Source organism: Dryocola sp. LX212 (genome assembly GCA_041504365.1).
Taxonomy (GTDB): domain Bacteria; phylum Pseudomonadota; class Gammaproteobacteria; order Enterobacterales; family Enterobacteriaceae; genus Dryocola.
In genome coordinates, this window is sequence record CP167917.1 from 2,532,016 (window position 1) to 2,553,282 (window position 21,267).

Below are 21,267 nucleotides of genomic sequence, written 5' to 3' on the forward strand. Positions count from 1 at the left end.
GAAAACAGCCGCTCAGGGTGCAGGCTGTCGCGCCACAACCTCCGCATACTCCCTGCGTTCAGGCTGGCTGAAGCCTGCGATAAATAACGCCTCGCGCACCGCCTGACAGGCCGGGTCCGTAACCAGCCTGTGCAGCGCACTTCTCAGGGCAGCAAGAACTTCTGGCGTCGTTCGGGAAGAGGTGATTAACGGCAGTCCCGGCGTCAGCGGCGTTTGCCCAATGACGATAAGATTTTCCAGCTCATCGGGCTCATGACGCATGAACAGTGCCCAGCTGACGCAGTCGATAGCGGCGAGATCCACTGAATCCTGCTGCAACGCCACCAGCGACTGTCGGTGGCTGCCGCTGAGGATAACGTCTGAAAAGAAACGGCCCCGGCGTGCAAGAGGTGCAACCGTGTTTTGCAGGGCGTTGAACCCGGACTGGGAGTCAGCAGAGTTGCAGACGGCTCGGCGGCCCAAGAAATCTTCGAGCGTGTTTTGCGCATCTTCAAGCCGGGCCACCATGAAGCTGCTGTAGCGGTATTCATCGCACCCCAACAGATGGTTAACCGCAGGCCAGCGCGTCGGGTGCCCGTGAATGAGCTCATGCTGCACGGACAAGTACCAGGTCGTAAACCAGATCAGCAGCAGCGTTGCCGGCAGCAGCGTTGCCGGCAGCAGCCCGAGCGCCTGCCAGTTCGCCAGCGTCAGGAACCAGCCGCCGTAAACCGTGGCGATTAACAGCCAGGTCGGCAGTTCGCTGCGCCATAGCCAGCCGCATGCAAGCGTATGTACGACCTCCCTCTGCTGCCCGTCCAGCCAGGCTGCCTTATGTCCGCCCATAATTCTGTTTCTCCGCCGCTTTCCAAACGCTTTATGTTGTTGAAGATGTGAGATAAATGCCGCGGAGACAACGAATAAGATCGGCTAACCATTGCCGAAAATTAGCTATCCGCTGCGTAAAAGGCCGCCCTTACCGATCTTGATTTTGAGCAACCGCTCAAGTACCCTGCCAGACTTGAGCGGTTGCTCAAACAATAATTTCCCCTTTTGCTTACCGAGGCTTTTTTATGTTCGTCCAAAATCGCTGGCTAATCCTGGCGATCGTTACCAGCACGCTTTTTTTGATCATCATCGACATGACCGTCCTGTATACGGCTCTGCCGCGCCTCACCCAGGCGCTGGACGCCACCTCGTCTGAAAAACTGTGGATCGTGAATGCCTATCCGCTGGTCGTTGCCGGGCTGCTGCCGGGAGCGGGTATGCTGAGCGACCGCTTCGGCCATAAGCGGATGTTTATGTCCGGTCTGCCCGTATTCGCGCTGGCATCGCTTTGCGCCGCCTGGTCCCCGACGGCAGAACTGCTGATCGCCTCGCGGGTCTTTCTGGCTCTTGGGGCAACCATGATGATGCCCGCCACGCTGGCGATTGTGCGCCAGGTCTTTACTGATGAGCGTGAGAGAGCGCTGGCCATCGGTATCTGGGCGGCGGTTGCCTCCGCAGCCGCGGCGCTCGGCCCCGTCATTGGCGGCGTTCTGCTTGAGTATTTCTGGTGGGGATCTGTATTTCTTATCAACGTTCCCATCGTTCTGACGGTCATGCCATTTGCCTGGCTACTCATTCCCCGCAGCAGGGGAAACGCAGAACGCCCGCTGGACGTTGTGGGCTCGCTACTTATCATGGCCGGGCTGGTTGGCGTAATTTACGCGCTGAAAGAGCTGAGCAAGCTCGATGCTTCCCTGCCGACCATGGCAGGCTCCGCCATTGCGGGCGTGATATTCCTTGGGCTGTTTGTCCGGCGACAGCAACGGTCTGCCCAGCCGATGATTGATTTTTCGCTGTTCCGCAATCGCCAGTTTACCAGCGGCGTGTGCGTGGCCGTCGTCTCGATGATCGCTCTGACCGGCGTTGAGCTGGTGCTGACCCAGCGGTTGCAGCTGGTGCTTGGCCTGACGCCGCTGATGGCGGGCCTGACGATTTTGCCGATCTCCATTGCCAGCGCCCTGGCCTCTCCGCTGGCCGGTCTGCTGCTGCCCCGTACCGGCGGCTCAGCCCTGATGCGGGGCGGATTATTGCTCACGGCGGCAGGGATGCTGAGTCTGATTCTGCTGGCTGAGAACGGGTATGCCGTACAGCTTATCGCATTGTTTATTATCGGCTTTGGCCTGGGCGCGACCGTCACCGCAGCCTCCACCTCCATCATGCTCAATGCACCTGAAGGAAAGGCAGGCATGGTTGCCGCCATTGAGGATGTCGCCTGGGAGATGGGCGGCGTGCTGGGCGTAACGCTGCTCGGTGGCATCATGACCGCGGTCTACAGCGCGTCGCTGACCCTGCCCGTCGGGCTGGTGAGCGACAGTACAGCCTACGACAGCCTTGATGAAGCCTTGCGCATTGCCGCAAATCTTAGCCAGCCGAAAGCAGCACAGCTGGCTGAACTTGCTCGTGGGGCGTTTGAACACGCGTATTTCGTGGTGATGGTTTGCGCAGCGGCATTCATGGCGGCGGGATTTGTGCTGGTAAAGCTGTTGTCCGGCAAGGGCCTGCGGGGAATGCTCAGGCACCAGTAAGGCGACCAAACGGTCGCCGCCGCCAACGGCGGGCGCGGGTAATTGGTTTTCGGCACTGTAAACGTCTGAAAGGTCGTGAATGAGGCGGACCTCAAGGGTTTAATGTTCGTACGACATTCTTCTTTTTCTGGCACACGTTAATACACAATGCTCGCCTCGCTTATAGCGATATAAATCTCGGAACATTTTTTTGAAAGTGTAATTCCAGCCAAACAAAAAACCCGAACAATATGTTTTTCATTAAAAAACTGCCGCAGCAAAAACACAGCAACTTATTGTAATTATTGAATATATCAAGAATATACTGGAATAACACTTAAATAGACCCTGCGACTGGCAAACTACGGATTTGCAATTTTATAATCGTTACCCCATGCGCTTTATCAGTGCGAAATAAAAATCGCGCACATGGAAATAGAAAAATCATACTTGCAGCGACTATACTTTTTAAAATAGGGGCTTACGCCCCACTGAAAGTAAAAATCGAACCGTGATGAATCAGGATAAGCTTTGTCTGTTTCTCTGGAGGCACCAAATGGTTGAACCATCCCATGCTATCGCCAAAGCGCTGGGTGAATTACTGATCGACAGAAATCTTTCCCTCGCTACCGCCGAGTCCTGCACGGGCGGGCTGGTTGCTACAACTCTTTGCGCGGCGCCCGACACGCCGAAATTTTATGCGGGCGGCTATATAGTCTTTAACGATGAGGCAAAAAGCACCCTGCTGGGCGTTAAAAGAGAAACGTTAAGCCGTCACACCGCGGTAAGCAGCGAAGCGGTGCAGCAGATGGCTGCGGGGGCCATGGCCCATGCCAAAGCAGATGTTAGTATTGCTATCAGCGGCTATGCCGGTCCTGAGGGCGGAGAAGACGGAACCCCGGCAGGAACGGTGTGGTTTGCCTGGCAGCTTTCCAGTCAGCAAGCCCTGGTAAAATGTGAGCATTTCAGCGGCGATGCTGAGTCGGTTATCAGGCAGGCGGCCGATTATGCGCTTGCCGGCACGCTATTATTAGTGGGAAATCAAAATCAAAAGTGAAACAATGAAGTCTTTACGGCACCCCGGTTCAGCGAGCCATTCTGGTACCGCGTTGTTCGAGGCTAACCTCTTAATACTCCCATAACGCGCCAGCAACAGTCGGCGAAAGATCGTACAACCCGCCCCCTGAAACAGCGTTTTTAATTCCTTTCCTGCCCGCTTGCCCCTATAATACGCGGGTTCCTAACTTGAATGGTTTCAGCGCATTGGACTGCCTTTATAATACACAAAATTACACTTTTCCCCGGCAGGCTGAACCGCAAGCACACTTTCCTCTGCACGCTTTATTTCTGTCACCTATCCTTACCAGGTGTCGCTACAACTTTATCAGCTTCAATTTCCGCTCCGGCGGCAGCGTCCACCGGAATCAGGTTTTAACAATCCTTCTCAACTTACAGATAAGACTGTCATGAAAAAGACTAAAATTGTATGCACCATCGGTCCAAAAACCGAATCCGAAGAGATGCTGACCAAAATGCTCGACGCGGGCATGAACGTTATGCGTCTTAACTTCTCTCACGGTGACTATGAAGAGCACGGCCAGCGCATCAAGAACCTGCGTAACGTGGTTGCTAAAACCGGTAAGAAAGCAGCTATCCTGCTGGACACCAAAGGTCCTGAAATCCGTACCATTAAGCTGGAAGGCGGTAATGACGTCTCCCTGAAAGCGGGCCAGACCTTCACCTTCACCACCGACAAAACCGTTGTCGGCAACAGCGATATCGTTGCTGTTACCTATGAAGGCTTCACCAACGACCTGAGCGTGGGTAACACCGTGCTGGTTGACGATGGCCTAATCGGGATGGAAGTCACCGCTATCGAAGGCAAAAACGTTGTTTGTAAAGTGCTGAACAACGGCGACCTGGGCGAAAATAAAGGCGTTAACCTGCCGGGCGTTTCCATCGCGCTGCCTGCGCTGGCTGAGAAAGACAAACAGGACCTGATCTTCGGCTGTGAGCAAGGCGTCGACTTCGTTGCGGCATCCTTTATCCGTAAGCGTTCTGACGTTGTTGAAATCCGTGAGCATTTAAAAGCCCACGGCGGCGAGAAGATCCAGATCATCTCCAAAATTGAAAACCAGGAAGGCCTGAACAACTTCGACGAAATCCTCGAAGCTTCTGACGGCATCATGGTTGCACGTGGTGACCTGGGCGTTGAAATCCCGGTTGAAGAAGTTATCTTCGCGCAGAAGATGATGATCGAGAAATGCGTACGCGCTCGCAAAGTGGTAATCACCGCGACACAGATGCTGGACTCCATGATCAAAAACCCACGCCCTACCCGTGCGGAAGCTGGTGACGTTGCTAACGCCATCATCGACGGCACCGATGCGGTTATGCTGTCCGGCGAATCCGCAAAAGGTAAATACCCGCTGGAAGCTGTGACCATCATGGCAACCATCTGCGAACGTACCGACCGCGTGATGACCAGCCGTCTGGATAACAACCAGGACAGCCGTAAACTGCGCATCACCGAAGCTGTATGCCGCGGTGCGGTAGAAACTGCTGAGAAACTGGAGGCGCCTCTGATTGTTGTGGCAACCCAGGGCGGTAAATCTGCTAAAGCCGTGCGTAAATACTTCCCGAACGCAACCATCCTTGCCCTGACCACCAACGAAGTCACCGCTCGTCAGCTCGTGCTGAGTAAAGGCGTGGTGCCACAGCTGGTGAAAGAAATCGCCTCTACCGATGATTTCTACCGTCTGGGCAAAGATGTGGCGCTGGAAAGTGGTCTGGCTCGTAAAGGCGACATCGTGGTGATGGTTTCCGGCGCGCTGGTTCCGAGTGGCACCACCAACACGGCATCCGTTCACGTTCTGTAATTAACAACGTTGCGAACGAATATTTTGTTAAAAAGCGCCTGCGGGCGCTTTTTTTATTGCGGCTTTAGCTAAAAATAATAAAAAAGCAAATCGGCCTGAGCTATTTAAGCGCGATTTTATTAAGACGAATCCGATGAAAGTCCCCTGTTTTCGCTGTTTTTTTTAATTTTTCTTCCCGGTTCGATGCTTCTTTGAGCGAACGATCAAATTTAAGTGCTTTCTCATCAAAAATTTATTCTCAACTCAAAAAAGTTTGTGTAATACTTGTAGCGCTACATGGAGATTAACTCAATCTAGAGGGTATTAATAATGAATCGTACTAAACTGGTACTGGGCGCGGTAATCCTGGCTTCTACTATGCTGGCAGGTTGTTCTTCTAACGCTAAAATCGATCAACTGTCTTCTGACGTTCAGACTCTGAACGCTAAAGTTGATCAGCTGAGCAACGACGTGAACGCAATGCGTTCTGACGTTCAGGCTGCTAAAGACGACGCAGCTCGCGCTAACCAGCGTCTGGACAACCAGGCTCACTCTTACCGTAAGTAAGAGTACCTGTAATAAAAATGGCGCACATTGTGCGCCATTTTTTTTGCCTCAATCATATCTCTCCTGAATACCTCCCCTAACGCATCACCACGCTGCTTTGGCCACTGAGAGCGTTTGTCGCCTGTGTCGTTGGCGCTGCCCCAGGGGCCGCTCTGACGCTCTGTATAGGGGTAATGTTCACTGGCTGTGACGGAACACCCTGCTGCGCGTTAACCAGCACCGGATAGCCCGCCCTTCTTACCATAGCGCTTTCCACCTGCGCTCTGTCGCTTAGGGAGTTGTCGATAAACGTCCCAAAAGACGCTGATATCGCGATGGGAACGGTCTGCGGATTCTCCCAGTCGTTGCGGGACAGCGGCTGATGGACCTCTACATAACGCCTGCCGTCCGGCTCGGTAGTATATTTCACAGGTTCATTAATGATCTCCACCCGCGTTCCCCACGCCACCTGGCTGAACAGCGCCTTAATATCCGGCGCCCTCATGCGCATGCAGCCGGAACTGACACGCAGTCCGATACTGTTGCGGGCATTGGTGCCATGAATGAGATATTCGCCGCCGCCTTTCTCCAGCCGCAGCGCATACCGGCCCAGCGGATTGTTCGGCCCGGCCGGAACTACCGCAGGCAGCGTAATCCCCTGCGCCTTCGAGCGCGCCCGAATGTTCGCCGTTGGGGTCCAGGTCGGGTTAGGGATTTTTTGGCTGATTCGTGTCACCATCACCGGCGTCTCGCGCCCAAGCTGCCCGATACCCAGCGGATAAACCTCAACGCGGTTTTGTCCCGGCGGATAATAATAGAGTCGCAGCTCGGCAAGATTGATGACGATGCCCTCGCGCGGGGTATCCGGCAGAATCATTTGCGATGGAATAACTAATTCACTGCCCGCTTTCGGCAAAAAAGGATCGACCGTGTTGTTGGCCTCAAGTAATAACAGCACGCCGGTGTTGTATTTTGCCGCCACGGCTTCCAGATTTTTTCCGTCGCCGGGGACAAGATATGTCTGATTTTCGCCAATTATCCGGCTGCCCGGAGGCGGTAATAAATAATCAACCGCCCACGCCGACTGGCCTGCAGCCAGAGCGCTGAGAAAAACGAGAGTTATTTTAGAGAACGCGCATTTCATATTGTATTCCTGTATTCACCGGCGAGCGCCGGAATGCTGAAGACCAGCGAGGCAATAAAAATCACCTCGCGTTAACAGGATGAAAGCTTGTTCTGTTAGTTTAGCTAAGATTGGCGGCTTTGGTGCGGATAGAGCGGATCATCGCCTCGAGGCCCTGGGAGCGGGACGGCGTAAGATGCTGGGCAAGCGCTAGTTTCTCAAACCAGGGGCGCACGTCAAAAGCGAGAATATCCTGCGCCGTCATCTGGTGATAAAGAATAAAGACGACGGCTATCAGCCCTTTGACGATAGCCGCATCGCTGTCCCCCGCAAGCGTTATCACGCCGTCCGGCTGCTGCTCCATCACAATCCATACCTGACTCTGGCAGCCCTGAATGATATTGGCAGGCGCATGCTGTTCCGGCGCAAGCTCGGGCAGCCGCCCGCCCAGCTCGATGATATACAGATACTTCTCTTCCCAGTTCGCACAGCGGCTGAAGTTCTTCAGCAGTTTCTCTTTGTCTGGCAGCGTGGCCATAGCGTTCTCCCTGTCAGCCCAACAGACGGTGGATGCGTTGCAGTCCGGCCACCAGCCTGTCCACTTCTTCTTCGGTGTTATACATCGCAAAGGAGGCACGGCACATCGCCGGCACCTGATAATGTGCCATCAGCGGCATTGCGCAGTGGTGCCCGGTTCTTACGGCAATGCCGTAGTTATCCAGGAAACTACCCACATCGTACGCATGATGTTTGCCAAGGTTAAAGGCGATGACGCCAAGCCGACTGTCCGGCCCGTACACGGTCAGGTCCGGCACGGTTTTTAACGCCTGCTGGGCATAGCGCATCAGCATTTGTTCGTACTCGCCTATCTCCTGCAGCCCCAGGCTCTCTACGTAACGCAGCGCGGCGCCCAGGCCGATAATCCCTGCAGTGTTAGGTGTACCGGCCTCAAAACGCCAGGGCGCGGCGGCATACGTCGTGCCTTCGGTGAGGCTGACGGTGGCAATCATCGAGCCCCCCCCTTCCCACGGCTGCATATCCTGCAAAATTTCTTCGCGGGCATAGAGGATACCGATACCGGTTGGCCCGTAGATTTTATGGCCCGAGAAGAGATAGAAATCGCAGCCTAAAGCCTGCACATCCACCGCGTGGTGCATAATGGCCTGCGCGCCGTCCACCAGCACCTTTACGCCCGCCTGATGGGCAGTGGCGATCATTTCGCGCACCGGATTTTCTGTACCCAGTACGTTCGAAACGTGGGTTATCGCCAGCAGTTTGGTTCGCTCGTCAATCAGCGACAAATACACGTCCAACGCTAAGGTGCCGTCTGCATTCAGCGGGATCACCCGCAGCGTGGCTCCCGTCTGTTCGCAAAGCATCTGCCACGGCACGATATTCGCGTGGTGCTCCATGGCGGAGATAATAATGTTATCTCCGGCCTGGACGTTCGCCCGCCCCCAGCTGTTTGCCACCAGGTTAATGCCCTCGGTAGTGCCACGCACGAAGACAATCTCTTCCGGCACTTTTGCATTAACGAAGCTGGCAACCTGATTGCGGACGCTTTCCATGAGCTGCGTAGCTTCCGCGCTCAGCGTGTGTATACCGCGGTGCACCGCAGCATAGCCGTGGCTGTAGAAATCCAGCTCGGCGTTAATCACCGCCTGCGGTTTCTGGGCGCTGGCGGCGCTGTCGAGATAGACCAGCGGCTGGCCGTTAACCTCCCGGCTTAAAATAGGGAAATCGGCACGCACCTGGTCGATTGAAAAACTCATGCTTCGCCCCCTGCAAAGCGCTGGCCGATCCTCGCCAGCACCTGCTGTTTTAACGCCTCGTCGTAAATGCTTTCCGTCAGCTCTGCGGCAAAGGCGTAGATAATCATCTGCTGCGCGGCCCGTTCATTGATGCCGCGCGAGCGCAGGTAGAACATCTGTTCATCGTCAATGCGGCCAATGGTTGCCCCGTGGCTACACTTAACGTCATCGGCATAAATTTCAAGCTGCGGCTTGGTATCAACCTCTGCCAGACGCCCTAACAACAGGTTGTTGTTGGTCATCTGCCCGTCAGTTTTGATCGCATGCTGCGCCACTTTTATCATGCCGTTAAACACCGCGCGCCCTTTGTCACGCACGATAGTTTTATGAAGCTGGCGGCTGTTGCAGTAGCCTTTGCTGTGCTCAAGCCAGGTGCGCGTATCGCACACTTCGTTGTTCACCGGCAGCGCCAGGCTATTCATGCGCAGCGTGGTATTTTCACCGTTGAGCTGAGTGCTGGTGTTGTGGCGCAAGACTGCGGCTCCGAGCAGGAAGCTGTTGCTCTCTACCACTGCGTCCTGCGCAACAATCAGGTCGTTGTGGGCGAAGTGGTAGCTCTTCACGTTTTCAAACGCCAGCTTGTAATGCCGGAGCTGAGCGTTGGCCGCTACATCAGCAGTCAGGCGCGAGCCGGTAAAATGCGGCTGTTCATCAAAGCTGACGTAATGCTCGATGACGGTCGCACGCGCGCCTTCGCCCAGCGTCAGATGATGCCGATAGTGCGCGGTGTTCATCTCACCCTGCCCGCTGCCGCGGCTGATATGCATCAGCAGCAAAGCTTTTGCAGGGTTATGATTGCGCGCCACCTGAATGTGAGTGACTTTTTCGGCCAGACTTTCCGTCAGATGCAGGAAAACTTCTCCCTGTACCGCCCCGGGCAATGACTGACGCGGGGCATCGAAGTTAACCTCATATCCGCTATTAGTCAGATCGTCGCTAAGCTCTGCGCTGTAGCGCCCGTCAACAAAGACCAACCGCCACGCCTCTCCCGGCAAAGCGAGCGCATCGTGCTCCGGCTTCGTTACGGGCTGCGGGGCTGGAAGAACAAACTGATTGTTCAGCAGGCCTTCCAGTGGCGTATATTTCCAGTTTTCGTGCTTGCGGGTAGGCAGGCCCAGACGCAGCATCTGCTGCATGTGCTCCTGGGCCTCTTTGCTGCGCCCGTCGCCGTTCGCCTCGAACAGGTGGTGCCACTGCTGAAGAGCATTGCCGCTACTGCTGTTCGGTAAGCCAGCCATAACCCTGCTCCTCAAGTTGTTTCACCAGACTGAAATCACCCGATTTCACAATGCGCCCTTGATACAGCACGTGGACAAAGTCAGGCTTGATGTAGTCCAGGATGCGCTGGTAGTGGGTGACGATGACGAAGGCACGGTTACCGTCACGCAGGGAGTTCACCCCTTCCGCCACAATTTTCAGGGCGTCGATGTCCAGACCGGAATCCGACTCATCCAGAATGCAAAGCTCAGGCTCCAGCACCGCCATCTGCAGGATATCGTTACGCTTCTTCTCACCGCCAGAGAAGCCGACGTTGACCGAGCGGGTCAACAGGTCTTCCGGCATTTTCAGCAGCCTGATTTTTTCTTCCATCAGGTCCTGGAATTCAAAGCGGTCGAGCGGCTCCCTACCCCGGTACTCACGCACCGCGTTCAGCGCGGTTTGCAGGAAGAACTGGTTGCTGACGCCGGGGATTTCCACCGGATACTGGAAGGCCATAAAGATACCTTCGCCGGCGCGCTCTTCCGGAGAGAGTTCCAGCAGATCTTTCCCTTTAAAATACACCTGGCCACCGGTGACCTCATAATCGTCGCGCCCGGCGAGCGTGGCGGAAAGCGTACTCTTCCCGGATCCGTTCGGCCCCATAATGGCGTGGACTTCCCCCGGTTTAATCTCGAGGCTCAGGCCACGCAGGATCTCTTTTTCCTCAACGCTGACCTGTAAATCTTTAATGCTCAACATAATGTTCCCTTAATCTTTAACCGACGCTGTGTTCGAGGCTAATCGCTAATAGTTTTTGTGCTTCCACCGCGAATTCGAGCGGCAATTCAGAGAAGACGTCCTTACAGAAGCCGTTGACGATCATCGAAATCGCATCGTCCTGGGCGATACCCCGCTGTAAACAGTAGAACAGCTGATCTTCACCGATACGCGAAGTGGTGGCCTCGTGCTCCAGCTGGGCCGTATTGTTACGGCACTCCACGTACGGGAAGGTATGCGCTCCGCTGTCCGGGCCGATAAGCATTGAGTCGCACTGGGTGAAGTTACGGGCGTTGGTCGCCGTCGGCATGATTTTCACCAGCCCGCGATAGCTGTTCTGGCTGTGGCCTGCGGAGATCCCCTTCGAGATAATCGTCGATTTGGTATTTTTACCGATGTGGATCATCTTGGTGCCGGTATCCGCCTGCTGATGCCCTGCGGTCAGCGCCACGGAGAAAAATTCACCGATGGAGTTATCGCCGCGCAGGATCACGCTCGGGTACTTCCAGGTGATGGCCGAGCCGGTTTCCGACTGCGTCCAGGACATTTTGCTGTTCTCGCCCTCGCACAGCGCGCGCTTGGTCACGAAGTTCAGAATGCCGCCGGTTATACCGTCGCCGGGGAACCAGTTCTGTACCGTGGAGTATTTCACCTCCGCATCGCGATGGATGATAACTTCCACCACCGCCGCATGAAGCTGATAGCTGTCGCGAACCGGCGCTGAACAACCTTCGATATAGCTGACGTAGCTGCCTTCGTCGGCTATCAGAATGGTGCGCTCGAACTGGCCAGTTTTTTCCGCGTTGATGCGGAAGTAGGTAGACAGCTCCATCGGGCAGCGCACGCCCTTCGGCACATAAATAAAGGTGCCGTCTGAAGCCACTGCGGCGTTGAGCGCCGCAAAGAAGTTGTCATTGCTCGGCACCACGGTCCCCAGATACTTTTTAACCAGATCAGGGAATTCGTGAATGGCTTCGCCAAAGGAGCAGAAGATAATTCCCTGCTCGGACAGTTTTTCACGGTAGGTTGTCGCTACGGAGACGGAGTCAAAAATAGCATCCACTGCGACCTCTGAGCCTTCGCGCACCGGTACGCCCAGCTGCTTAAAGGCGTCCTCGACTTCCCCGGTCAGGTAAGCGTTGCTGCCCGGCTGCTGAACGGCCCCCGGCTGGGATTCACAGTTATCATCGCAGCTGCCGCAGGAAGGGGCAGAGTAGTAACTGTAATCCTGATAGTTAAGCTTTTCGTAGTTCGCTTTCAGCCAGTGCGGCTCTTCCATCTGCACCCAGGCCCGGTAGGCATTCAGACGAAATTCCAGCATCCACTCCGGCTCATTACGCCGGGCAGAAATGGCACGCACCACATCTTCATTGATGCCGTGCGCCATTTCGTCGGTCTTCAGCTGGGTGAAAAAGCCCTCTTTATAATGATGGCTACCCGCCCAGGTTTGTACTTCGTCAGACGTTTCAGTATTACGTGACATAATCCCGCCTACACCCCAAAGCTTTCGCCGCAGCCACATTCGTGCTGCGCTTTCGGGTTGTTGAATTTGAAAATCTCGTTTAGTCCTTCGCGCACGTAGTCAACCTCGGTGCCGTCGATAAACGGCATGGCCGACAGCGGAACCCACAACTTTGCCCCCTCCATTTCAAAGAGGAGATCGTCCTTGTGGGGTTCTTTGACTGTATCCAGCACGTAGCCAAATCCGGCGCAGCCGGTCTGTTTGATGCTCAGCCGCACGCCGAGCAGGTCCGGCTGTTGGCCTGCCAGCTTACGAATATGCGTGCCCGCCTCGGGCGTCAGCGTCAGCCCCTGCCAGGCGAATTCATTGGGATCGAAGCTACCGGTTTGCACATCCATAGTTCACCTCACTGTTAAAAGCGCCCAAAGGCCGATGCCCCATGTTAATGATAACTATTATCAATACAACATCCTGATAACAGGGGTATTCGCGAAATGCTGCTTTTTTGGACGTCTTTACTAAGGATAGACCCTGTGCAAACTCTTGCAGATGGCGAAAAGAGCTGTTTAAGCCGCTGAAAGAATGGGGTTTTGACCGACAATACGCGGCCTGAGCGTTAGAAAGTAAAAGATGTATAGAGAATATCTATTTAATTGAGAGGCAAAAGTGAAAATGTTGGCGCAGGCCGAAGGCCCGCGCTTGAGGAAAGGAAAAAAATAAATATCAGGAAGCATTCAGCAACGATTTAGTCGCTTCCAGCGCATCAACCGCGCACTGCTGATCGAGGTTACCGCCTGGCGCTCCGCCAATACCTATTGCGCCGATGGTCTGATTAGCGACCTTCACCGGCACGCCGCCGCCCAGCAGCAGGAAGCCCGGAATGTCTCGCAGGTTTTGTGCGCCCGCATTTTCCAGTGAATTTTTCATCACGTCACCCGTTACGGATTTGGTGCTGAGCGCGGTGAAGGCTTTCATGCGGCTCGCTTCCAGGGTGTGTGGACCTGCGTTGTCCATGCGCTTAACCACTTTCACTACCCCACCGCGATCGACCACGGTAACCGCTACGTTATAGTTTTTCGCGCTACAGGACTCAACGGCCTTCTGCGCAAGCTGTTCGGCGTATTCCAGAGAAATATTCTTTTCGGTCAGGACGCCTGCGGCGAACGCGGGAATAACGGCGGTGCTGCCAAACAGGACAGCGGTTAACAGCAGTATTTTTTTCATGTTTTTTCCCTTAACTCGGAAGATAGTTTACGTGAGTTAAGGTACCGAAACGCGGGGGGCGGCACTATTCGGACGAATACCTGGCAGACCAGGTAATTTTACGTAGTGCCGTCCGGCCCCTGTAATCCGCCATAAATATTAATAAGCTTCGCCAGCGAGTTAATCTCCAGCCGGGCAAAAAGGCTGGCGCGATGAGCTTCGACCGTTCGCGGCGAGAGGTTGAGATCTTTTGCCATCTCTTTGTTGGATTTGCCCTGCATGATTAGCGCCATAACCTCCTGTTCCCGGGCCGAGAGCGTGGCGAGCTTAGCCTGTAAATCAGCAAACTTCTCCCGCTCCTGCTCTTGCTGACGCTGCTGCTCAAGCGCTGCGCTTACGGTTTCTATCAGCAGGTCGGCGTCTACGGGCTTGGTCAGAAATTCAAACGCGCCGTTTTTGAAGGCACGGCGGCAGAGATCGATATTGCCATGCCCTGTCATCATGATAACGGGAAGGGAAAACCCTTCCGGTAATCCATTCTCCAGCAGCCCCAGCCCCGATTTACCCGGCATGCGGATATCCAGCAGCAGACAACCGCTAAGCGAAGGCAAATCCCCTTCGCCCTGCTGAAAACTCTGCACGCTGTCATAGGCTTTCGTTTCCCAGCCCATAGTTGCCAGCAGGGCGCTCAGCGAAAGGCGGATAGCTTCATCGTCATCAACAAGGTAAATGTACTGCGTCATGCTGTCTCCTGCCCGAGAAGGGGGAATGTCAGGGTAAAACAGGCTCCCCCGGTCGCGCTGTTTGCCGCCGCGATGCTGCCGCCATACCTTTGCACCAGCGTCTCCGTCAGGGCCATCCCCAGCCCCAGGCCTTCTGCGCGGGTGGTGAAGAACGGCATAAACACCTGTAGCAGGCCCTGTTCGGACAGCCCTGGCCCGCCGTCAGTGATGCTGACAACCAGATTTTCACTCTGCTGCCCGGCTTCGATAGCCACCCACGCTTTACCGTCGGGCGTTCCCTGCTGCGCATAAATAGCGTTGCTGAGCAGATTATGAAGGATTTGTTCGACGGCCAGCGGTGAGGCCCGTAGCTTCGGCAATTTTTCCGACAGCCTGTTGATAACGGTTATCCGCCCTTTCGCCAGTTCATACTCCAGCAGCGTCACCACCCTCACCCAGATCTCACTCAGGTTTACCGGCTGCAGAGCCTGCTCATCGCTGTTAATTTTTTCCTTCAGCGATGTTAACAACGCGCTGATGCGTTTTGTCTGCACCACCGAAGCGTCCAGCAGCGGCAGCGCTTTATCAGCCTTATCCTGACCAATGAGCCGCTGCGCAGTTTGCGAATAGCTGAGGATGGCGGTCAGCGGCTGATTCAGCTCGTGGACCATCCCGGCGGCAATTTCCCCCATCGCGTTCAGACGGGATATTTCAGAGAAGTGCGCGCGCAGGTCTGCGATATTGCGCTGCCGTTTAGTGGCCTGATACTGGGTATAAAAGTAGATAACCGCAGCCCAGGTAAAGCCGAGCAGGATCATCAGCAGCCAGGGCATGTGCCGCCAGTCCGGGTTATTGGTAACCGCTAAATGAAGCGGCTGCGACGGGCTGTGAATGAGCTTATCCCAGCGCCACCAGTCACCCGTGCCTTTTTCCCCTCTCGTGATGAGATGCTTGTCCTGCCAGCGCAGGCTTAAGTGATGAAAAGGCTGATTACGGATGACGTCTGCCAGCAAAGTCGGCAAATCGATAAGCAGCGAACCCTGCGGGGAGTTCAGCCAGTAGGTTCCCGGCCGGTCGGGGTTCAGGTCAGGCTTTGGCGGCTGATGCGGCTGCGTTTGCCAGCGCAAAATATAGGGAAATTTTTGCTGAACCTCAGCCGGATCGCTGCTGTTGGAGAGCAGCGAAAGAATAACGTCGTTTTGAGAGAGCTTCACGGTGATATCGCGGTACAGGATACGGAACTCCGCGCTCTGGTCTTCGTACTGCTGATGCAGGGAATAGACGACGATGCCGCCCCCTGAAAGCAGGGTCAGCACTAGCCAGATAAGCCCCTTGACCATCCCTTTACAGCCAGCCTTTCTGGATGAAGGTTTCCCGGGTCGCCTCATTCAAATCATAAAGATGCAGGTCGGCGGGCTTCACCCAGGCGATCGCCTGAAACTCTTCATTAAACGTCACCTGACGATTAGCGCTGACGCAGTCAAAAATCAGGTAAATCATGTAGATCTCTTCTTTACTGCCATCGGCGTAAGTTTTGATGCGCACGTCATCCCGGAAGGTCCAGGGCTGAACATGGGTGATATGCAGCGCTTCCCCAAGCTCTTCGGCTATTTCACGCCGCAGCGCCTGCTCAACGTTTTCGCCAGGCTCCATCCCGCCGCCCGACAGAGCCCACTGGCCAGGGAATACGCCCCGGTCGCCAGCCATCTTACAAAGCAGAATTTCCCCGTTATTTTCAATAACAGGACAAACAATAACCCGCTGACGCATGTGACCTCCCGTGTCTTTTTGATGCTGTGACATTAGCAGATTTGGTGGCGGGCGTCGTGGTTGGGCAAATGGTTTGAGGACTTTGTAGGGCGGATAAGCGCAAGCGTCATCCGCCGTGTCTTCGCGAATGGTGGATAACCAATTATCCACCTTCATAAAAGCAGTCTAAACCACCGCCGTTGTGAGCCGGGAAGTACAGCAAAGCCGCCCTTCTTCGTCGCGGATTTCTATCTGCCAGACCTGGTGCCTGCGGCCTACGTGCACCGCCTTGCAAACCCCGCGCACTGTGCCTTCACGCGCCGGGCGCAGGTGGTTGGCGTTAACCTCCAGCCCGACGATGTGCTGCTCGCCTTCGGAGCACAGGTAGCCTGCCACGGAGCCGAGCGTCTCAGCAAGTACCACGGAGGCGCCGCCGTGCAGCAGGCCGAACGGCTGCCGGGTACGGTTATCAACCGGCATGGTTGCTTCCAGTTCGTCATCGCCGATGCGCGTGAACTGAATGCCGACGTGCTCGACCATATTACCAGCGCTCATGGCGTTGAGCGCTTTAAGGGTTACTTCGCGTCGCCAGATCATCCCATTATCTCCAGTAGCGCCTGTAGCGGATGGCGCACGCCATTGCCTTCAATGCGCTTAACCTGACTGCGGCAGGAATAGCCGGTCGCCAGACAGCGGCTTCGCGGCAGGCGCTGTATCGCCTGATGCCAGGACAGCTCGTAAATGCCCAGTGAGTTAGCGTGATTTTTCACCTCATGACCATAGGTCCCGGCCATGCCGCAGCAGCCCACGCTGACATTTTCCAGCTTCGCGCCGAAACGGGCGAAGATTGCCGCCCACTGGTTCGGTGCGGCTGGTAACGCAGTCACTTCTGTACAGTGGCCGAACAGATACCAGGATTCTCCGCCAACGGCAGCCGCTTCGCGCTCGGCAAGCACGCCCGGCAGCCACTCATGCACCAGCTGCACGTGAAAATCCCCGCGCTCTTCACCCAGCGTTTGTTTGTACTCATCGCGATAGCAGAGCACGAGCGCCGGATCGACGCCGACCATCGGCATACCCAGCTTCGCGATGCGGTTCAGGAAATCTGAAGTTTTACGCGCCGTGCGGGCAAATTTTTGCAGGAAGCCTTTAATATGCTGCGCTTTCCCGTTCGGCGAGAACGGCAGCACAACAGGATCCAGGCCAAGTTTTTCAACCAGGCGGACGAAATCTGCGACAACCTGTGCATCGTAATAGCTGGTAAACGGATCCTGCACCACCAGCACGGTTTTAGCACGCTGCTCGGGGGTGAATTTCTCAAGCTGCTCAAGCGTGGTATTCGCTGAACGGTGCCCAACAAGCTGGTGCTGCAGCGACGGCGTCGACAGCATCGGTAAATCAACCATGCCGATATGCTTCTGCGACAGGTTGCGCACCCACGGCTGGCTCATAAAGAAGTTGAAGGTTTTCGGCGCGCGGGCCATCAGCGGTGCGTAGCTCTCTACCGTTGCGACAAGGTGGTCACGCATCGGGCGCAGATAACGGGTGTGATAAAGCTGCAGGAACCGCGAACGAAATTCCGGCACGTCGATTTTAATCGGGCACTGCGTGGAGCAGGCTTTGCACGCCAGGCAGCCGGACATCGCCTCTTTTACTTCATGCGAGAAATCATATTCGCCTTTACGGGCATGCCAGGTGTTGCGGGAGCGCTCAATTAGCCCGCGCAGGCTGGCCCGGTGCTGCGGCAGCTGTTTTTCCAGCGCTTCCGGGTCAACGCCTCGGTCGGCAAGCAGGCGCAACCACTCACGCGTCAGCGTAGCTCGCCCTTTCGGGGAGTGAATGCGGTTGCTGGTAATTTTCATCGACGGGCACATCGGGCTGTTCACATCGAAGTTAAAGCACAGGCCGTTGCCGTTACACTCCATCGCGCCGCGCCAGGAGGTGCGAACCGCAATCGGGATTTGTCTGTCGAAGGTGCCGCGCTTAGTCGCATCCACCTGCATCATCGGCTCGTCCACGCCGAGAGGCGGGCAAATTTTTCCGGGGTTCAGACGATTGTCCGGATCAAAGACTGCTTTTATACGCCTTAATTCTTCGTAGAGCGTTTCGCCGAAGAACGCCGGGCTGTACTCTGCCCGGAAACCTTTCCCGTGCTCGCCCCACAGCAGGCCGCCGTATTTTGCTGTCAATGCCACCACGTCGTCTGAGATGCGTTTCATCAGCACTTCCTGATGCGGGTCGCACATATCCAGCGCCGGGCGAACGTGCAGCACGCCTGCGTCAACGTGGCCGAACATGCCGTAGCTGAGATTATGGCCGTCAAGCAGTGCGCGAAATTCAGAGATGTAATCTGCCAGATGATGAGGCGGCACGCAGGTGTCTTCCGCGAAAGGAATCGGCTTCGCCTGGCCCTTAGCGTTACCCAGCAGGCCAACGGCTTTCTTACGCATGCCGTAGATGCGCTCAATGCCGGCCAGTTCGCTGCAAATCTGCCAGCCAATGACCCCACCCTCACCCGTAGCTATCAGGGAATCAAGCCGTTCGCACAGCGAGGCAACCTGCCCTTCAATCAGTTCGAGATCGTCACCGGCAAATTCGACAATATTCAGACCGAGCATCTCTTTGTCCGGCACGTCGGTAATCAGTTCGCTGACGGAGTGCCAGACGATATCTTCCCGCGCCAGGTTCAGTACCTTGGAGTCAACTGTTTCGACGGAAAGCGCGCGGGCATCAACCATAAAAGGAGCGTTACGTAATGCAGAATCGAAAGAGTCGTACTTTACGTTCACCAGGCGGCGGACTTTTGGAATTCTGGTGATATCCAGCTTCGCTTCGGTGATAAACGCCAGCGTGCCTTCGGATCCAGTAAGAATGCGCGTAAGGTCAAACCGGGAGAGATCGTCGTTAAAGACGTGACGCAGGTCGTAGCCAGTGAGGAATCGATTGAGTTTCGGGAACTTATCGAGGATTAACTGGCGCTGTTCGCGGCAGCGCTCGTAGACCGTGCTGTAAATTCTGCCAATCGACGTATCATCACGTCCCAAATCTTCCGCCAGCGCGCTGGACATCTGATGCGTGTCCAGAATATCTCCACCGAGCAGCACGGCCCGCACGCCCATAACATGGTCGGATGTTTTGCCGTAAACCAGCGAGCCCTGCCCGGAGGCATCTGTGTTTATCATCCCGCCGAGCGTCGCACGGTTGCTGGTTGAAAGTTCAGGTGCGAAGAAATAACCGAACGGTTTCAGATATTGATTGAGCTGATCTTTAATCACTCCCGCTTCCACACGCACCCAACCCTGCTCCGGGTTGATTTCGATAATGCGATTCATATAGCGGGACATATCGACGACGATGCCTTTATTCAGGGCCTGCCCGTTGGTACCTGTGCCACCGCCGCGCGGAGTAAAAATCAGCGATTTGAAGCGTTCTTCTGAGGCCAGACGCGCCAGAAGCGCCACGTCCGCCGTTGAACGAGGGAATAACACCGCATCCGGCAGCAGCTGATAAATGCTGTTATCTGTCGCCATCGTGAGCCGGTCGGCGTAGTTGGTGGCGGTATCGCCGGTAAAGCCCTGCTGCTCCAGCGCCTGCAAAAAATTGAGCACCAGCTGAACGAGACCCGGTGCCTGAGAAATTTGTGGGATCATTGACTGTCGACCCTGCCTGACGTTAGGTAAGTTGTGAGTTATCGTTTGCGTGTACTGCCTCTCGTTTTTAACACATTTTTTTCGGACACGCCTGTCTGTTTTGCTCCTGTCAAAAATCAAGGAAATACATCATCATTAAAGCATCCGCTTTGCGGTTTTGACGCAGGCACCGTGCCCATCGTCTTTTTTTAAGGTGATTTTTTCTATGGTCAAAGTCAGTCAACCGAAGGATCTGCTGCAGATCCTCCTGTCGGTGCTGTTTATTTCGGTGATGATAATCGCCTGTTTGTGGATTGTTCGTCCCTTTGTGCTTGGGTTTGCGTGGGCTGGCACCGTCGTAATGGCAACCTGGCCGCTGATGCTTAAAATCCAGCATTTGCTGTGGGGCAAGCGTTCTCTTGCCGTTCTGGTCATGACCCTGCTGCTGCTGATGCTGTTCATTATCCCCGTCGCGCTGCTGGTCAATAGTCTGGTGGATAACAGCGGCGTAGTTGTCGACTGGGTATCCAAAGGCAATATGACGCTGCCTAAATTTGAGTGGCTGCACGCTGTGCCGCTGGTTGGCGACAAACTATACGTGGGCTGGAACGCACTGGTCGACAGCGGCGGCAGCGCCATTATGGCGAAGGTTCGTCCGTACATCGGCGCAACAACTACCTGGTTCCTCGGCCAGGCGGTACATATTGGCAGCTTCGTGATGCACTGCGGCCTGATGCTGCTGTTCAGCGTTGTGCTGTATGCGAAGGGTGAAGCGCTGGGTAACGGCATCCGCCACTTTGCGTTTCGTCTGGCCGGGCAGCGCGGCGACGCCGCGGTTCTGCTGGCTGGGCAGGCTATCCGCGCCGTTGCGCTGGGCGTAGTGGTGACCGCGCTGGTTCAGTCGGTGCTGGGAGGGTTTGGCCTGGCGATTGCAGGCATTCCTAACGCCACGCTGCTCACCGTAGTGATGCTGCTGTGCTGCCTGGTGCAGATCGGGCCGCTGCTGGTGCTGGTGCCGTCTATTGCCTGGCTTTACTGGACCGGTGATACCACGTGGGGCACCGTACTGCTGGTGTGGAGCTGCGTGGTGGGCACCATGGATAACTTTATTCGCCCGGTGCTTATCCGCATGGGTGCCGATTTGCCGATGATTCTTATCCTCTCCGGAGTTATCGGCGGGCTGATTGCGTTTGGCATGATCGGCCTGTTTATCGGCCCGGTGCTGCTGGCCGTCTCCTATCGCCTGATTTCCGTGTGGATGCACGAAGCGCCGCAGCCGCTGGACGACCCTAACGAGGTAGTCGAACTGCTGGAAGAGCACGAAGGCGAAACGCTGGCGAAGTAAAACCTCCGCTCCTCCACGACCATGGGGGAGCCATCGTCTTAATGATTAACACTGCTAATCAATACCCCCGTCTTTCCCGGCTTTCATGCCCCGTGAGTTTGCAAATCCTTCGTTCTGTGACGCTAATCGATAACCTGTTATTAACTATTGAGACGAATCCGAGAGACTCTGTAAACGAGGATGCCTACTATTATCACACGGTTATGAATCAACGCATTGATTTATAAGCATGGAAATCCCCTGAGTGAAACAACGAATTGCTGTGTGTAGTCTTTGCCCATCTCAACGATGGGCTTTTTTTTCGTCTGAAT

The 21,267-nt window shown here is 55.3% G+C and carries 19 protein-coding genes and 1 other RNA gene; 6 read left to right on the forward strand and 14 right to left on the reverse strand.

Annotated elements, in window-relative coordinates; genetic code table 11:
- Nucleotides 1-12 precede the first annotated feature (12 nt).
- The gene (locus ACA108_12090) at nucleotides 13-825 is read right to left on the reverse strand and encodes a PhnD/SsuA/transferrin family substrate-binding protein (GenBank protein XEX94154.1); all 813 of its coding nucleotides are present in this window, start codon (nucleotides 823-825) and stop codon (nucleotides 13-15) included.
- 227 nt (nucleotides 826-1,052) lie between these two features.
- On the opposite strand from ACA108_12090, the gene ACA108_12095 reads away from it, so the two are divergent.
- The 4 genes from ACA108_12095 (at nucleotide 1,053) to ACA108_12110 (ending at nucleotide 5,956) form a co-directional block, all read left to right on the forward strand.
- On the forward strand, nucleotides 1,053-2,552 hold the full coding sequence (locus tag ACA108_12095; GenBank protein XEX94155.1) for an MFS transporter: 1,500 nt from the start codon (nucleotides 1,053-1,055) through the stop codon (nucleotides 2,550-2,552).
- Nucleotides 2,553-3,087: 535 nt separating this feature from the next.
- Entirely contained in the window at nucleotides 3,088-3,588 is a 501-nt protein-coding gene (locus ACA108_12100; protein XEX94156.1) for a 2-oxo-tetronate isomerase, read from the forward strand.
- A 409-nt stretch (nucleotides 3,589-3,997) separates the two neighbouring features.
- On the forward strand, nucleotides 3,998-5,410 hold the full coding sequence (gene pykF, locus ACA108_12105) for a pyruvate kinase PykF (GenBank protein ID XEX94157.1): 1,413 nt from the start codon (nucleotides 3,998-4,000) through the stop codon (nucleotides 5,408-5,410).
- A 309-nt stretch (nucleotides 5,411-5,719) separates the two neighbouring features.
- Complete coding sequence (locus ACA108_12110; protein XEX94158.1) at nucleotides 5,720-5,956, forward strand: major outer membrane lipoprotein; 237 nt, start codon at nucleotides 5,720-5,722, stop codon at nucleotides 5,954-5,956.
- A gap of 76 nt (nucleotides 5,957-6,032) precedes the next feature.
- Here ACA108_12110 and ACA108_12115 read toward each other — a convergent pair whose 3' ends face one another.
- From ACA108_12115 to ACA108_12175, 13 genes are all read right to left on the reverse strand, one after another.
- Nucleotides 6,033-7,079 carry a L,D-transpeptidase family protein gene (locus ACA108_12115; GenBank protein XEX94159.1) on the reverse strand — a complete coding sequence of 349 codons (1,047 nt, stop codon included), beginning with the start codon at nucleotides 7,077-7,079 and terminating at the stop codon, nucleotides 6,033-6,035.
- Between the two features lie 100 nt (nucleotides 7,080-7,179).
- Nucleotides 7,180-7,596, reverse strand: a complete 417-nt coding sequence (sufE, locus tag ACA108_12120; GenBank protein XEX94160.1) for a cysteine desulfuration protein SufE — start codon at nucleotides 7,594-7,596, stop codon at nucleotides 7,180-7,182.
- 13 nt (nucleotides 7,597-7,609) lie between these two features.
- Entirely contained in the window at nucleotides 7,610-8,830 is a 1,221-nt protein-coding gene (sufS, locus tag ACA108_12125; GenBank protein XEX94161.1) for a cysteine desulfurase SufS, read from the reverse strand.
- Entirely contained in the window at nucleotides 8,827-10,107 is a 1,281-nt protein-coding gene (sufD, locus tag ACA108_12130; GenBank protein XEX94162.1) for a Fe-S cluster assembly protein SufD, read from the reverse strand. Before sufD ends, sufS begins: the two co-directional genes overlap by 4 nt.
- A complete protein-coding gene (gene sufC / locus ACA108_12135) occupies nucleotides 10,082-10,828 on the reverse strand; it encodes a Fe-S cluster assembly ATPase SufC (protein ID XEX94163.1) in 747 nt (248 codons plus the stop codon). The genes sufD and sufC overlap by 26 nt, the downstream gene beginning before the upstream one ends.
- 16 nt (nucleotides 10,829-10,844) lie before the next feature.
- Complete coding sequence (sufB, locus tag ACA108_12140) at nucleotides 10,845-12,329, reverse strand: Fe-S cluster assembly protein SufB (GenBank protein ID XEX94164.1); 1,485 nt, start codon at nucleotides 12,327-12,329, stop codon at nucleotides 10,845-10,847.
- An 8-nt stretch (nucleotides 12,330-12,337) separates the two neighbouring features.
- Entirely contained in the window at nucleotides 12,338-12,706 is a 369-nt protein-coding gene (gene sufA / locus ACA108_12145; protein ID XEX94165.1) for a Fe-S cluster assembly scaffold SufA, read from the reverse strand.
- A 325-nt stretch (nucleotides 12,707-13,031) separates the two neighbouring features.
- A complete protein-coding gene (locus ACA108_12150; GenBank protein ID XEX94166.1) occupies nucleotides 13,032-13,532 on the reverse strand; it encodes a heme-binding protein in 501 nt (166 codons plus the stop codon).
- Between the two features lie 98 nt (nucleotides 13,533-13,630).
- Nucleotides 13,631-14,254 (reverse strand): response regulator transcription factor, encoded by a 624-nt coding sequence (locus ACA108_12155; GenBank protein XEX94167.1) that lies wholly within the window; start codon nucleotides 14,252-14,254, stop codon nucleotides 13,631-13,633.
- Nucleotides 14,251-15,573: a sensor histidine kinase gene (locus tag ACA108_12160; GenBank protein ID XEX94168.1), complete on the reverse strand. Its 1,323-nt coding sequence runs from the start codon at nucleotides 15,571-15,573 to the stop codon at nucleotides 14,251-14,253. Before ACA108_12160 ends, ACA108_12155 begins: the two co-directional genes overlap by 4 nt.
- 4 nt (nucleotides 15,574-15,577) lie before the next feature.
- Nucleotides 15,578-16,003, reverse strand: a complete 426-nt coding sequence (nudI, locus tag ACA108_12165; GenBank protein ID XEX94169.1) for a nucleoside triphosphatase NudI — start codon at nucleotides 16,001-16,003, stop codon at nucleotides 15,578-15,580.
- 165 nt (nucleotides 16,004-16,168) lie between these two features.
- Nucleotides 16,169-16,579 (reverse strand): 1,4-dihydroxy-2-naphthoyl-CoA hydrolase, encoded by a 411-nt coding sequence (gene menI / locus ACA108_12170; GenBank protein XEX94170.1) that lies wholly within the window; start codon nucleotides 16,577-16,579, stop codon nucleotides 16,169-16,171.
- A complete protein-coding gene (locus tag ACA108_12175; GenBank protein XEX94171.1) occupies nucleotides 16,576-19,632 on the reverse strand; it encodes an FAD-binding and (Fe-S)-binding domain-containing protein in 3,057 nt (1,018 codons plus the stop codon). Before ACA108_12175 ends, menI begins: the two co-directional genes overlap by 4 nt.
- A gap of 205 nt (nucleotides 19,633-19,837) precedes the next feature.
- Here ACA108_12175 and ydiK point away from each other — a divergent pair, with 205 nt between their 5' ends.
- Together ydiK and rprA are read left to right on the forward strand one after the other, a co-directional pair.
- On the forward strand, nucleotides 19,838-20,956 hold the full coding sequence (gene ydiK, locus ACA108_12180; protein XEX94172.1) for an AI-2E family transporter YdiK: 1,119 nt from the start codon (nucleotides 19,838-19,840) through the stop codon (nucleotides 20,954-20,956).
- Nucleotides 20,957-21,153: 197 nt separating this feature from the next.
- An RNA gene (gene rprA, locus ACA108_12185) (antisense sRNA RprA) lies at nucleotides 21,154-21,260 on the forward strand.
- Nucleotides 21,261-21,267: the final 7 nt, after the last annotated feature.